Raw genomic sequence first — 12,145 nt, 5'->3', positions numbered from 1 at the left:
CGACCTTCGCGTTTCGCGAACATCTTGTGGACGTTCATTGTCTCTTTTCTCCCGATACAAACAGCAGTTGGCAGTGTCGTTATTCGTTCCGGCCAGCAACTCTCGTCTTTCGGCTCATTTTTCTTAATCCTTTTCCCCTAATCACTTATTAATGTCGTTCGCCGGCGTGATAAATCGACAACTGCAAACTTTGCCGAACGCCACCATATAGTGTTACCGGTCACTTGATTAGTCGGGTCAAAAGGGAAATACTGTCCCATTGGCGGGACAGTCTCCGTGCAGCCGCTCTCGTCTTCTTCTGCTCTGCAATGTTTCCCTCCCCCTGGCATTGCATGCACGGCACAGGACAAAAAGACCATGCTGCAAGATCTCAACGACGCCCTGATCTTCGCCAAGGTCGTGGAGCAGGGCAGCTTCATCTCCGCCGCAAAGCAACTTCGTCTCTCCAAGACCACCGTCAGTCGCAAGGTGCAGGATCTCGAGCGGCGCCTCGGGGCGCGGTTGCTGAACCGCACTACCCGCAAGCTGAGCCTCACCGAAGCCGGCTCGATCTACTTCGATTACTGCAATCGCATCGCCCGCGACCTGGGCGAGGCGGAAAAGGCGGTGCACCACCTCGAGGAGAGCCCCCGAGGCTGGCTGCGCGTCACGGCCCCCTTCACCATGTGCACCGAGTTCACCTCGGTGCTGATACGGGATTTCCGCCAGCTGCACCCCCAGGTGCGTATCGAGCTGGTGCTCTCCAACGAACGCCTCGACCTGGTGGCCAACCAGATCGACGTCGCCCTGCGCGTCGGCCCGCTGCCGGACTCCAGCCTGGTGGCACGCCCATTGGCCCGCTTTCGCTCGTTCGTCTACGCCAGCGAGACGTACCTCGCTCGGCATGGCGAGCCACGGACCCCATCCGACCTGGCGTCCCACCCGGTGCTGGCCAAGGCCATGGACCAGCGCGGCCAGCGCCATGTCTGGCAACTGCGCAACAGCGCGAGCCAGGAAAGCGTCGAGGTCGAGGTCGACCCGATCGCCATCGCCAACGATCCCTTCGCCCTGCGTGGCATGCTCGAGGACGGCCAGGGCATCATGCTCGCCAACGAGTTCGTTGTCTGCCTCGCGGCGGAAGCCACGCGACCGCGGCGCATCCTCGAAGGCTGGGAAGGCCCCGAGGTGGAGCTCAACGCGGTCTTCCCCGGCGGGCAGCTCATCTCGCCCAAGGTGCGCACCTTCGTCGACTTCGTCGTCGAGAGCATGCGGATCGAGAGCCTGTCGGCGCCCGAACCGTGGCAGCCAGCGGCGCAAGCCGTCGAGCCTCGCGGCGAAGCCGAACAGGCCCTGGCCTAGGTCACGACTCCACGCCGAGCGCCCGGTCGCGGCGCTCGGCGTCCTCGTCGAGGTCCAGCCCCAGGAAGCCGCCCGACTGGCGCCGCCACAGCGAGGCGTAGAGGCCGTCGCGCGCCAGCAGCTCGCGGTGGGTGCCGCTCTCGACGATCTCCCCCTCGTCGATGACCACTAGCCGGTCGAGCATGGCGATGGTGGAGAGCCGGTGGGCGATGGCGATCACCGACTTGCCCTCCATCAGGGTATAGAGCTGCTCCTGGATCGCCGCCTCGACTTCGGAGTCGAGCGCCGAGGTGGCTTCGTCGAGTACCAGGATCGGTGCGTTCTTGAGCAGTACCCGGGCGATCGCGATGCGCTGGCGCTGACCGCCGGAGAGCTTGACCCCACGCTCGCCGACGTGCGCATCCAGGCCACGGCGACCCTCGAGATCCACCAGCTCGTCGATGAAGGTGTCGGCGTGGGCGCGGCGCACCGCATCGAAGATCTCCTCCTCGCTGGCGTCGGGGCTGCCGTAGCGGATATTGTCACGCACCGAGCGATGCAGCAGCGAGGTGTCCTGGGTGACCATGCCGATCTTGCGGCGCAACGACTCCTGGGTGACCCGGGAGATGTCCTGGCCGTCGATCAGGATGCGCCCGCCCTCGAGGTCGTAGAAGCGCAGCAGCAGGTTGGCCAGGGTCGACTTGCCCGCTCCCGAACGGCCGATCAGCCCGACCTTCTCGCCCGGGGCGACGCTCAGCGTGAGGCCATCGAAGACCCGTTTGGTCTCGCCGTCGGGGCGAGCGTAGCCGAAACGCAACGCCTCGAAGCGGATCTCGCCGTGAGGCACCTCGAGCTCGCCGGCACCGGGCGCGTCCTTGACCGCCGGTTCGCGGGCGATGGTGTTGATGCCGTCCTGCACCGTGCCGACGTTCTCGAACAGCCCCGCCACTTCCCACAGGATCCAGTTGGACATGAAGCGTATGCGCATCACCAGGGCGATGGCCACGGCGATGATGCCGAGTGACACGGCCTCCAGGTACCAGGCGCCGATGGCCACCGCCGCCACCCCGGCCAGCAGCAGCGAGTTGAGCAGCGTCAGGCTCACGGTGAGCCCCGTGGCCAGGCGCATCTGCCGATGCACGGTGGTCATGAACTGCTCCATGGCCTCGCGGGCGTAGGCCTGCTCGCGCCGGGTGTCGGCGAACAGCTTGATGGTCTGGATGTTGCTGTAGCTGTCGACGATGCGCCCGGTCATGACCGCGCGGGCGTCGGCCTGCTCCATGGAGACCCGCCGCAGCCGCGGCACGAAGTAGCGCAGGATCGCCACGTAGCCGGCCAGCCACACCACCAGCGGCAGCATCAGCCAGGGCTCGGCCTGGCCCATCAGCAGCATGGCGCCGGCGAAATAGACCACCACGTAGACCATCAGGTCGAGCAGCTTGGTGACCGTCTCGCGAATCGCCAGGGCCGTCTGCATCACCTTCTGCGAGACGCGCCCGGCGAACTCGTCCTGATAGAAGGCCAGGCTCTGGCTGAGCATGTGCCGGTGCGCCAGCCAGCGGCCGATCATGGGGTAGTTGCCGAAGATGCCCTGATGCATCACCAGCGACTGCAACAGGGTCAGCAGCGGCAGGCCGACCGCCACCAGGGCCGCCATGCCGGCCAGGCGCCAGCCGTACTCGGCGAAGAAACCCTCGCGCTCGGCGTTCGAGAGCCAGTCCACCAGGTCGCCCATGTAGCTGAAGAACACCACCTCGGCGGCAGAGACCAGCGCCGTGCACAGCGCCAGCGCCGCCAGCAACGGCAGCAGCGGGCGCGAGAAGTGCAGGATGAAAGCGGCGAGCCCCCGCGGCGGTGTCCCGGTCTGCCCCAAGGGGTAGGGATCCACCAGTGTTTCGAAATAACGGAACATGACAACTCCATCGTCAAGGAAACTTAGGAAGCAGCGATTCTGGAACTCCCGGTCATGTTCCAGAGTTGCTGACAGGGAGCAGGCTAAAACCTAAACTTAAATTGAGGTCAAGGAGGGGTACGAAAAAATACAGGAGCGGCGAGCTGAACACCATACGAGCCTTGCCGAGCAATGCAAAATCAAACTTGGTGATTTCAGCCATCAAGCTCTTTTATATATAACTCCATTCTACAAGGAAAGGTGGCATGACTTGTCAGACGCCTGGCAAAACGCTAAAACCGTCTCCCCAGCCAAAACCCGGGAGAGGCAAGATGCCGGCTCATCTTCAGCGCGACCTCAGCGTCGGCGAAGTCGCCAAGCGCAGCGGCCTGGCAGTTTCCGCCATTCACTTCTACGAGGCCAAGGGGCTGATCAAGAGTCGCCGCAACGCCGGCAACCAGCGCCGCTTCTCCCGCGACGTGCTGCGCCGCGTGGCGATCATCAAGGTCGCCCAGCGGACCGGCATCCCCCTGGCCGAAATCCGTACCGCCTTCGCGGACCTGCCGGACTTCCGAGCGCCCACCGCCGCCGACTGGAAGCGGCTGTCGACGAATTGGCGCCACGCCCTGGACGAGCGGATCCGCCGCCTCACCCAGTTGCGCGACCAGCTCGACCACTGCATCGGCTGCGGCTGCCTGTCGATGGAGGATTGCCCGCTGCGCAACCCCCAGGACGAACTGGCCGCCGAGGGGTCGGGGCCGCGCCTGCTCGACCCCGACTGAAGCGCCGCGGCGGCGTCGGGCCTGATGCTGCACACCGTTTAACCGTTCGTTAACCGCTCGGCTACGTTTCCTTCAGGAGCTGCTATCTTGGTGGCAGCCCACGGAGAGAGCTGCCATGCCCGAACCCCTCGTCCTCTATACCCACCCCATGTCGCGTGGGCGCATCGCCCGCTGGATGCTGGAAGAGACAGGTGCGCGCTATGACACCGAGGTCGTCGAGTTCGGTCCGCCCATGAAGTCGCCCCAGTACCTGGCCATCAACCCGATGGGCAAGGTGCCGGTGGTCCGCCACGGCGAGACGATCGTGACCGAGTGCGCCGCCATCTGCGCCTACCTGGCCGATGCCTTTCCCCAGGCCGGCCTTGCCCCGCCGCTGGCCGAGCGCGGTGCCTACTATCGCTGGCTGTTCTTCGCCGCCGGCCCTCTGGAGGCAGCCATCACCGATCGCGACCTGGGCATGGAACCCAACATCACGCAGCAGGGCAGAGTGGGCTACGGCAGCATCGAGGCGGTGCTGGAGACGCTCGAGGTCGCCGTCAGCGCACACGAGTTCATTGCCGGTCCGCGCTTCAGCGCTGCCGACGTCTACCTCGGCTCGCACATTGGCTGGGGGCTGCAGTACGGCAGCCTGGAGTCCTGTCCCGCCTTCGCCGACTACTGGGCACGCGTCAGCAATCGCGAGGCCTATCGCCGCGCCACCGCGCTCGACGACCAGGCGATGCGCTAGGCCGCAGCGGCGGCGGCGACGCGGGTCAATGGGCTTCGTAGGGCCGGGCCCAGAGGTCGTCCGGCTGATGCCGGCCGAGAATCTTTTCCGCTTCTGGCTTCGATTCGTCCGGCACGAGCACCTTGACCTGGTGCGCCTCCTTGTCGAGATAGAGCTTTTCGCGCGGGAACCCTTCGGAGATCAGCTCATCGTAGGCGTTGGTGGCCTTCATCAGGTCGTGATAGGTCGCCGTTACGGTCAGGGTCATGGCACCCTCCTTGTTTCGTGGCAACGTCTCTCGTGGCAACTGAGTTGAAGGAAGCCGTGAAGGCTTGGCCTCGTGCATCTCCAGTATAGTAGCTGTCATTGCATGGGCCGGGTTTGTCGTCGCCGCCAGGTCGCCGGGGGCAAGCTGGTTTCACGCCGGAATGCCCGACTGAAGGCCGCTTCCGATTCATAGCCGACCTCGAGGGCAATCGATGCCACCGAGGCGCGGGTCTGGCGCAACAACCCAGCGGCGACCTGCATGCGCCATTTGGCAAGGTAGTGCATCGGGGCGTGTCCGGTAAATCGAGCGAAACGCTCGTGCAGTGCCGAACGCGACAACCCGGTATGAGCAGCCAGCTTGTCGATCGTCCAGGCATCGCCCGGTCGCTGGTGCAGCAGTGCCAGAGCGCGGCCGACGTGTCGATCCTGCAGGCCGGCCAGCCAGGTCGACTGACCTTCCGGCATCGTTTCCAGATATCGGCGCACCAGCTCGACGAACATGGCCTCGCTGAGTCGCTCGAGCAGCGCTTCGCCTCCCGGTCGCTTGTGGATCGATTCGGCCAGGGCGAAGCGAATGAAGTGGGCGATCCAATCGTCGTCCTCCTGCCTCGCAGGCACATGCAGCAGGTGCGGCAAGCTGTCCAGCAGGGGGTTGAAGGGATTGGCATCGCAGCCGAAGAAGCCACACACCAGGGTAGCGCTATGCCGTTCCTGCTCGGGATCCAGGCGCGACATCCGCATCGAGCTGCCGCGCTGGCTGGCGAAATAGGGTAATTGCTCGGGGCGCGGAGGAGCGTAAGGACTGAGATCCACCTGGCCGCGCATGCCGGGCTCGCTCGACATCACATGCGGATCACCACGCGGAAAGATCACCACGTCCCCCTGGTGCAAGGCCACCGGAGGCTCGTCGACGACCGATGCCCAGCAACTTCCCTGAGTCAGCACATGATAGGCCATCACGTGCTCGACGCCCGGCATGATCAGGTCGGCGATTTCCATTGCCGAGGGGGATTCGCTGACCCATCGCGCATCGCCTTCGACGTGATAGAACACCGCACCGCGCAATCGTACGCAGCGTAGAACGACCGACAGCGTGTCCTGGCTCATGGCTGCCCCGCCCAGCGCCGATCAGATGTCAGCGCGCGCCCTGTCTGAAGCAGTATCGTGGACGCTGTCGTCAATCGCCATGTCGGAATCGGATTCCGGGGCAATTCGTCTGGAGTTCCGGTCAGTCACTCGGTTTGACAAGCTTCGATACTGAGTTACGCCACAACAACATTCACGACAACTGCAGACGCAAGCAAGGAGAAGCACCATGCAACCCCTGACCTACCGTAGCCTGGACGGCGATCTGGCCTCGCTATCCTCCGAGCAGGTCGAAGCGTTTTCCCAGCACATCCGTGGCGGCGTGCTAACCGCTGAGGATAGCGAATACGAGCCGGCTCGCCGCGTCTGGAATGGCATGGTCGATCGCCACCCCGCCCTCATTGCCCGCTGCCTGGGTACCCAGGATGTGCGCCATGCGGTCGATTTTGCCTACCAGCACCGCATGCTGCTCAGCGTGCGCGGTGGCGGCCACCACATTGCCGGCAACGCCATCGCCGATGGCGCCCTGACGATCGACCTCTCTCCGATGCGCCATGTACGGGTCGACCCCGGCCAGCGTACCGCACGTGTTGGTGCGGGGGCCTTGCTGGGTGATGTCGACCATGAAACCCAGGCCTTCGGCCTGGCCACGCCTCTCGGGATCAATTCCACCACCGGCGTGGCCGGCCTGTGCCTGGGCGGCGGTTTCGGTTGGTTGACGCGCCAACATGGCCTGACCGCAGACAATCTGCTCTCCGCCGATATCGTGACCGCCGATGGCGAATTGCGCGTCGTCTCGGCCACTCAGGAGCCAGAGCTGTTCTGGGCCATTCGCGGTGGCGGTGGCAACTTCGGCGTAGTCACTTCCTTCGAGTTCCAGCTGCACCCCGTGGGGCCCGAGGTCTATGCCGGCCTGGTCGTGTACCCTTTCGCCCAGGCCAAGCAAGTGCTTCAGGCCTGGCGCGACTTTGCCGCCACCGCTCCCCGCGACTTCAGCATATGGACGGTACTGCGTCAGGCGCCTCCCCTGCCCTTCCTGCCCGAGTCGGTGCACGGCAAGGAAGTCGTGGTGTTCGCCCTGCTGCACCACGGCGATATCGCCACGGGCGAGCGGCTGGCCACGGAGGTGCTCGGCTTCGGCGACCCGCTCGGCAGCATGCTTGGTCCCCAGCCCTACGCCGGGTTCCAGACCGCATTCGACCCGCTGCTGGCACCGGGCGCCAGGAACTACTGGAAGTCCCACAACTTCGTCGAGGTCAGCGACGGCCTGATCGACGCCGTGATCCAGGGAGCGGCAACGCTACCCGGTCCCGAGTGCGAGACCTTCATCGCCCAATTGGGGGGTGCCATGGGCGATGTGGACGAAACCGCTACCGCCTATGCCGGGCGCAACGCCAATTTCGTGATGAACGTGCATGGTCGCTGGCAGGACCCGGGGCAGGATGACGTCGTTCGCGATTGGGCGCGGCAAGTGTTTCGCGACACCGCACCGTTTGCCACCGGTGGCGGCTACGTCAATTTCTTCACCGAGGATGAGGACGACCGTATCGACAGCGCCTATGCGCAGAACTACCTCCGGCTACAGCAGCTCAAGCAGCAGTACGATCCCGATAACCTGTTCCGCGTGAACCAGAATATCGTCCCGATGATGCTGGCCCGTTCCGCCTGACCCGCCTGGCCCGCCAGTGCGGGCCAGGCCTCCTCCTCCCCTTCGACTTCGGCTCGCCTGCTCAGGAGGCAGCGGTTTCGGCCAGCTGCCAGTCGTTGTCGGTCAGCGGCTCGGCCCCCTTGGGCGTGACCCGCACGGTATCGCTGAGCCCGACGCCCCACACTCCCGGCACGCGCAGGCAGAGCGGCAGGTGGAAGACCATATCGGCCTCGAACTCGCGCTGCTGCCCGCGGGCGATGTAGCCGCTGCCCTCGACCCAGCTGGGCGGGAACTGGGCGCCCACGGCGTAGCCGAACACGCCGGAGAAGAACACCCGCCCGGCATGGGGCTCGAGCACGGCCTCGGCGGCCCGGGCGGCATCGTCGAAGACATTGCCGGGGCGCATCGTCGCGACCAGGGCCTCGTACAGGTCGCGACACACGTCGCGCAGCACCAGCATCGGCGGCGTGGCGCGCCCCGCCACGACCGTCTTCATCATCGGCGCGGTGTAGCGTCGATAGGCGGCGCCGAACTCCAGGAAGACCGGCTCGTCCGGGGCGATGCGATGGCGCTGATGGTTCATGTGGATCACGCTGATGCGCCGGCCGGTGGTGACGATGGGCTGCATGCTCATGAATTCGCTGCCGGCCGCCAGCATGGCCCGCGCGCCCTCCGCCGCCACGTCGCTGTCCGCCATGCCGGCGGCAATCACCCGCGTGGCCGCCTTGAGCCCCAGCGAGGTGATCCGGGCGCTCTCGCGCAGGCAGGCGAGCTCCGCCTCGCTCTTGACGAGACGGATGCGATCGAGCAGCTCGCCGCCATCGTCGCGGAAGCGCTCGCTGCCCAGGCGCGCCTGGAGCTCGCGCAGCACGCCGTGGCGCAGCCCCGCGCCGAACAGGTCCAGGCCGATGGCGCGATAGGGGGCGAGCGTCTCGGCCAGTGGGTCGATCACCTCGCCGATGCCCTCCCAGCGATAGCCGAGCAGCTCGTCGACGCGCGCGGTGACCACCGCCGGCCCGGTCTCGATGGAGGGCACCTGCAGCACCAGCCGCTCGGCCGAGCAGACGAGGCAGGTGTGCACCGACACCTCGAAGGTGTTGTAGCCGGTCAGGTAGTAGATGTCGGCGGGGTCCGTCAGCATCAGGGCATCCAGCCCGGCCTCCTGCATGGCGCCGCGCACGCGGGCCAGGCGGGCGTCGAACTCGCCGGCGGGAAAGGCCAGCTCGCTGGCCTCGAGCCGTGCCGCCAGGGCGTGGCGGTACTGGTGGTGATCCATGGCGCGGCTCCGCAACGTGGGGTCTCACAGCAGTGTAGTCATGACCCACCTCCTGTCAGCCGTCGCCGAGGCGAAATAGGGCTGTTCCAGGGCAGGCCGGTTTCGTAGAATCCAGCCTCGTATCCGATGCAACAGGACAACGTTATGGGCAGGGCCTTTCAGAACCGCAAGGAATCCATGGCCAAGACGGCCGCCGCCAAGACCAAGGTGTACAGCAAGTACGGTCGCGAGATCTACGTCTGCGCCAAGCAGGGCGGCACCGACCCCAACGGCAACCTGACGCTGCGCGGCCTGATCGAGCGTGCCAAGAAGGACCAGGTGCCCAGCCACGTGATCGAGAAGGCGCTGGACAAGGCCAGCGGCGTGGGCGGCGAGGACTACTCCCCGGCCCGCTACGAGGGTTTCGGTCCGGGCAACTGCATGATCATCGTCGACTGCCTGACCGACAACCCCAACCGCACCTTCGGCGACGTGCGCGCCTGCTTCAACAAGGCCAAGAGCAAGCTCGGCACCCCGGGCAGCGTCAGCCACATGTTCGACCACTGCGCCATCCTCGCCTTCGCCGGCAGCGACGAGGAAGCCGCACTGGAGGCCTTGATGGAGGCCGATGTCGACGTCACCGACATCGAGAAGGAGGAGGGTCGCATCACCGTCTTCGCCCCGCACACCGAGTATGCCAAGGCCAAGCAGGCGCTGATCGATGCCTTCGGCGAGATCGAGTTCGAGGTCGACGAGATCCAGTTCGTGCCCCAGACCACGACCCCGATCGAGGGCGATGACGTCGCCATGTTCGAGAAACTGGTCGATGCGCTCAACGACCTGGACGACGTGCAGAACGTGTTCCACAACGCCGAAGTCGACGCCTAGCATACACCACCGCGCCACGCCCGATCGGGCGCGGCGCGGGTTCGTCACATTGGGCTTACCAACCGGACCTGTCAGGCACCACGTGGCGGCGTGGAACCGCCATCGCCGGGTTTCGAGCCGGAGACGCCCGGTGTCGGCGAGCCAGTTGTCCCCGCCCCCGTGCCGCTCGTCGTGCCGCCGGTGCCGGTACCGCCCTTCCCTGCCGCCGAGTCCCGTGCGGAATTCGCGCCGGCGCCGGGCGTGGTCGAGCCGGCCTTGGCATAGCGCTGCTCGCTCGAGGGGTTCTCCACGTAACTCGACGAGTTCGACGACTGCGCCGCACGCGCCTCCTCCTTCAGCCTCTCCGCAGTGTCATGGACCTTCTCCTCGGCCCGTTCGAGCTGCTCCCGCCCCGCTTCCTCGGCACGCTGCAGGGCCCGGTCGCGCATTTCGCCCAGGTGGCGTTGCTCGGCGCGCGTCGGCGACAACAGGCTGCCGAGCACGGCCCCCATAGCGACCCCGAGGGCGCCGGCCACCAGGGGGTGGTCCTGGACGAAGTGGCTGGTCTGGGCGCCGGCATCGCGGGCGCGATGGCTGACCCCCTGCAGGGAGGCGCTCTGGCGTTCCCGCAGCCGTGAGGTACGATCGCGCACCTGTCCGCTCATGTGCTGGGCGCGGTCCCGCACCTGATCGCTGACGTGATGGGCGCGGTCTCGTACCTGGCTGCCCATGTGCTGTGCACGCTCCTTCATGCTGCCGGCCATCTGCTGCGCCTTCTGCGTCATGCCGCTGCCATGGCCATGCTCCGAGGATCCGTGCTGCGGCGTGGCGCCCAGCGCGGCGGGATCATGCCCCAGGGTCGTGGTACCGGCACCGCTGACGGTGCCGCTCCCCCAATCGCCCCCGTCGGGCATGCGCGTGGCGGGCAGCGTCGCCCCGGGGTAGCCGCCCGCATAGGCCTCCGGGTCATCGTAGCCTGGGTCAGGGTTGCGCTGGGCCAGCAGCAGCCAGCCCAGGCCGATGCCGGTCACCATGACGGGTAGCGGGTTCTCGCGGATCGTCCTGCCCAGCGAGGAGAAAGCGCTTTCTGCACCGCCGTGGCGGAGGTAGTCGTAGGTCGTATTCATAAGCCTTTGGGGAGAGAATTTCTCTTCGATCTCGTGAAGGGTCTCATCCAGCCGCGCGCGCGTCTGATGAATCTCGTGTTCGATCTCGTCCGAGGTGCGCCGGTCATGGTGGCTCATCTCAACTCCTCCTTGACCGCCTCTTCATGCTCCTGGGTCAATGCCTTGTCGCGCCTCAGGCTAGCCATGGTGCGCGTCGGCATCAGGTTTTCCTGCTTTAGCCTGTTGCGCCCCGCCTGCAGCATGATGAAGCCGATCAGGGTCACGACCCCGCCGACGATGAGCGCCGACAGCCAGGGGGTGGTTTCGGGAGGAAGCACGGTATTGAGCCCGAAGACTGCTGCGGCGAGCAGCACCAGGAAACCGCACAGGAGCACCGCCCCGGCCACGGCGATCGACGCCAGGGCGCTCATCGCCTGGCTGGTCTTCTCACCCATTTCGGCCTTGGCGAGTTCGGTCTCCTTGCGCACCAGTGCGGACACTTCACGTGCCAGATTGGAGAAGAGAGAACCTATCGAGGACTCTCCCGTACGCATTCTGTTTTCCGCTTCCATGAGGGTGTCGCCTCCTTTGCAACTCTCGGCAAGGCATCGCTCGACGAAAACCGACGCCTTCGTCCTGGATGCCGCGACTCAATGGCGGGTGGCATCGCTGCTCCGGCTGGAGCTGCGCATGAAGCGCGACAGCATGAAGCCAGCGGCGATCGCCCCACCCATGAACAGCGCCGGGTGCTGGCGGGTGTAGTGACGGGTCTGCTCGACCAAGGTTTCCAGGTCGCGCTCGCGCAGGGTGCGGGAAAAGCTGTCGGAACGCCTGGCCAGTTCGTTGACGCAGCCGGAAAAGTAGGGCTGCTCCTGACGCTCGAACTCATCGGCCATCTTGTGCAGCACCGTGGAGACCCTTTCGGCCTGCTCGGCGGCGGCCGCCTTCTGCCGATCCAGCAGGCTCTCGGCCTGCATTCTTGCCGCCTCGCGCAGCTCGTCGCGGGTCTCCTCCGCCTGGTGGCGGATCTCCTCGGGGTCGATGCCGTGCCGGTTACTCTCGTGGCCAGCGCTTGCTTCCGAACTCGCGCGGCTTTGGGTATCGCTCATTCGCCACCTCCATGTATCGCTTGTGTCATCACTGCCCGAAAAGGGGCACCATGCAACCAGTCCAATCGAGACTCGAAACTTGGCTGACACTCGCAAAATAGTACGCGTGGG

General features: G+C 65.8%; 13 protein-coding genes. 5 read left to right on the top strand and 8 right to left on the bottom strand.

What is annotated here, in order from left to right; all coding sequences use genetic code 11:
* Nucleotides 1–357 precede the first annotated feature (357 nt).
* Nucleotides 358–1,338 carry a LysR family transcriptional regulator gene (locus DIS04_RS06995; protein WP_111413061.1) on the top strand — a complete coding sequence of 327 codons (981 nt, stop codon included), beginning with the start codon at nucleotides 358–360 and terminating at the stop codon, nucleotides 1,336–1,338.
* A 1-nt stretch (nucleotide 1,339) separates the two neighbouring features.
* Here the strand turns inward: DIS04_RS06995 and DIS04_RS06990 are convergent, their stop codons facing one another.
* Both DIS04_RS06990 and DIS04_RS20435 read right to left on the bottom strand, forming a co-directional pair.
* On the bottom strand, nucleotides 1,340–3,229 hold the full coding sequence (locus DIS04_RS06990; protein WP_111413060.1) for an ABC transporter ATP-binding protein: 1,890 nt from the start codon (nucleotides 3,227–3,229) through the stop codon (nucleotides 1,340–1,342).
* Between the two features lie 52 nt (nucleotides 3,230–3,281).
* A complete protein-coding gene (locus tag DIS04_RS20435) occupies nucleotides 3,282–3,431 on the bottom strand; it encodes a hypothetical protein (RefSeq protein WP_162623029.1) in 150 nt (49 codons plus the stop codon).
* A 109-nt stretch (nucleotides 3,432–3,540) separates the two neighbouring features.
* Between DIS04_RS20435 and soxR the strand changes: the two genes are divergently transcribed.
* Together soxR and DIS04_RS06980 are read left to right on the top strand one after the other, a co-directional pair.
* A complete protein-coding gene (soxR, locus tag DIS04_RS06985) occupies nucleotides 3,541–3,990 on the top strand; it encodes a redox-sensitive transcriptional activator SoxR (RefSeq protein WP_111413059.1) in 450 nt (149 codons plus the stop codon).
* Nucleotides 3,991–4,105: 115 nt separating this feature from the next.
* Entirely contained in the window at nucleotides 4,106–4,717 is a 612-nt protein-coding gene (locus DIS04_RS06980; protein WP_111413058.1) for a glutathione S-transferase family protein, read from the top strand.
* Between the two features lie 25 nt (nucleotides 4,718–4,742).
* Here DIS04_RS06980 and DIS04_RS06975 read toward each other — a convergent pair whose 3' ends face one another.
* Nucleotides 4,743–4,964 (bottom strand): hypothetical protein, encoded by a 222-nt coding sequence (locus tag DIS04_RS06975; protein WP_111413057.1) that lies wholly within the window; start codon nucleotides 4,962–4,964, stop codon nucleotides 4,743–4,745.
* Nucleotides 4,965–5,059: 95 nt separating this feature from the next.
* Complete coding sequence (locus tag DIS04_RS06970) at nucleotides 5,060–6,070, bottom strand: AraC family transcriptional regulator (RefSeq protein WP_111413056.1); 1,011 nt, start codon at nucleotides 6,068–6,070, stop codon at nucleotides 5,060–5,062.
* A 208-nt stretch (nucleotides 6,071–6,278) separates the two neighbouring features.
* Between DIS04_RS06970 and DIS04_RS06965 the strand changes: the two genes are divergently transcribed.
* Entirely contained in the window at nucleotides 6,279–7,718 is a 1,440-nt protein-coding gene (locus DIS04_RS06965; protein WP_111413055.1) for an FAD-binding oxidoreductase, read from the top strand.
* A gap of 61 nt (nucleotides 7,719–7,779) precedes the next feature.
* Here the strand turns inward: DIS04_RS06965 and DIS04_RS06960 are convergent, their stop codons facing one another.
* Complete coding sequence (locus DIS04_RS06960) at nucleotides 7,780–8,973, bottom strand: M24 family metallopeptidase (RefSeq protein WP_111413054.1); 1,194 nt, start codon at nucleotides 8,971–8,973, stop codon at nucleotides 7,780–7,782.
* A 144-nt stretch (nucleotides 8,974–9,117) separates the two neighbouring features.
* Here DIS04_RS06960 and DIS04_RS06955 point away from each other — a divergent pair, with 144 nt between their 5' ends.
* A complete protein-coding gene (locus DIS04_RS06955; protein WP_111413053.1) occupies nucleotides 9,118–9,840 on the top strand; it encodes a YebC/PmpR family DNA-binding transcriptional regulator in 723 nt (240 codons plus the stop codon).
* 71 nt (nucleotides 9,841–9,911) lie between these two features.
* On the opposite strand, the gene DIS04_RS06950 is transcribed toward DIS04_RS06955, so the two are convergent.
* From DIS04_RS06950 to DIS04_RS06940, 3 genes are all read right to left on the bottom strand, one after another.
* Entirely contained in the window at nucleotides 9,912–11,063 is a 1,152-nt protein-coding gene (locus DIS04_RS06950) for a DUF3618 domain-containing protein (RefSeq protein ID WP_111413052.1), read from the bottom strand.
* Nucleotides 11,060–11,479 carry a phage holin family protein gene (locus DIS04_RS06945; RefSeq protein WP_245904508.1) on the bottom strand — a complete coding sequence of 140 codons (420 nt, stop codon included), beginning with the start codon at nucleotides 11,477–11,479 and terminating at the stop codon, nucleotides 11,060–11,062. Before DIS04_RS06945 ends, DIS04_RS06950 begins: the two co-directional genes overlap by 4 nt.
* A gap of 96 nt (nucleotides 11,480–11,575) precedes the next feature.
* Nucleotides 11,576–12,034 (bottom strand): hypothetical protein, encoded by a 459-nt coding sequence (locus DIS04_RS06940; protein WP_111413050.1) that lies wholly within the window; start codon nucleotides 12,032–12,034, stop codon nucleotides 11,576–11,578.
* Nucleotides 12,035–12,145 lie beyond the last annotated feature (111 nt).

The sequence above is a fragment of the Billgrantia lactosivorans genome (assembly GCF_003254665.1).
GTDB classification, from domain to species: Bacteria; Pseudomonadota; Gammaproteobacteria; order Pseudomonadales; family Halomonadaceae; genus Halomonas; species Halomonas lactosivorans.
Note: the sequence above shows the minus strand (reverse complement) of the source record. Positions and strands in the feature narration are given on the sequence as shown.

Bases quoted from the DNA above. Each gene is read 5' to 3' on its own strand.
- DIS04_RS06945 (WP_245904508.1), bottom strand. From the start codon at position 11,479: ATGCGTACGGGAGAGTCCTCGATAGGTTCTCTCTTCTCCAATCTGGCA.
- DIS04_RS06970 (WP_111413056.1), bottom strand. From the start codon at position 6,070: ATGAGCCAGGACACGCTGTCGGTCGTTCTACGCTGCGTACGATTGCGC.
- DIS04_RS06965 (WP_111413055.1), top strand. From the start codon at position 6,279: ATGCAACCCCTGACCTACCGTAGCCTGGACGGCGATCTGGCCTCGCTA.
- DIS04_RS06975 (WP_111413057.1), bottom strand. From the start codon at position 4,964: ATGACCCTGACCGTAACGGCGACCTATCACGACCTGATGAAGGCCACC.
- DIS04_RS06955 (WP_111413053.1), top strand. From the start codon at position 9,118: ATGGGCAGGGCCTTTCAGAACCGCAAGGAATCCATGGCCAAGACGGCC.
- soxR (WP_111413059.1), top strand. From the start codon at position 3,541: ATGCCGGCTCATCTTCAGCGCGACCTCAGCGTCGGCGAAGTCGCCAAG.
- DIS04_RS06995 (WP_111413061.1), top strand. From the start codon at position 358: ATGCTGCAAGATCTCAACGACGCCCTGATCTTCGCCAAGGTCGTGGAG.
- DIS04_RS06940 (WP_111413050.1), bottom strand. From the start codon at position 12,034: ATGAGCGATACCCAAAGCCGCGCGAGTTCGGAAGCAAGCGCTGGCCAC.
- DIS04_RS06950 (WP_111413052.1), bottom strand. From the start codon at position 11,063: ATGAGCCACCATGACCGGCGCACCTCGGACGAGATCGAACACGAGATT.
- DIS04_RS06980 (WP_111413058.1), top strand. From the start codon at position 4,106: ATGCCCGAACCCCTCGTCCTCTATACCCACCCCATGTCGCGTGGGCGC.
- DIS04_RS06960 (WP_111413054.1), bottom strand. From the start codon at position 8,973: ATGGATCACCACCAGTACCGCCACGCCCTGGCGGCACGGCTCGAGGCC.
- DIS04_RS20435 (WP_162623029.1), bottom strand. From the start codon at position 3,431: ATGGCTGAAATCACCAAGTTTGATTTTGCATTGCTCGGCAAGGCTCGT.
- DIS04_RS06990 (WP_111413060.1), bottom strand. From the start codon at position 3,229: ATGTTCCGTTATTTCGAAACACTGGTGGATCCCTACCCCTTGGGGCAG.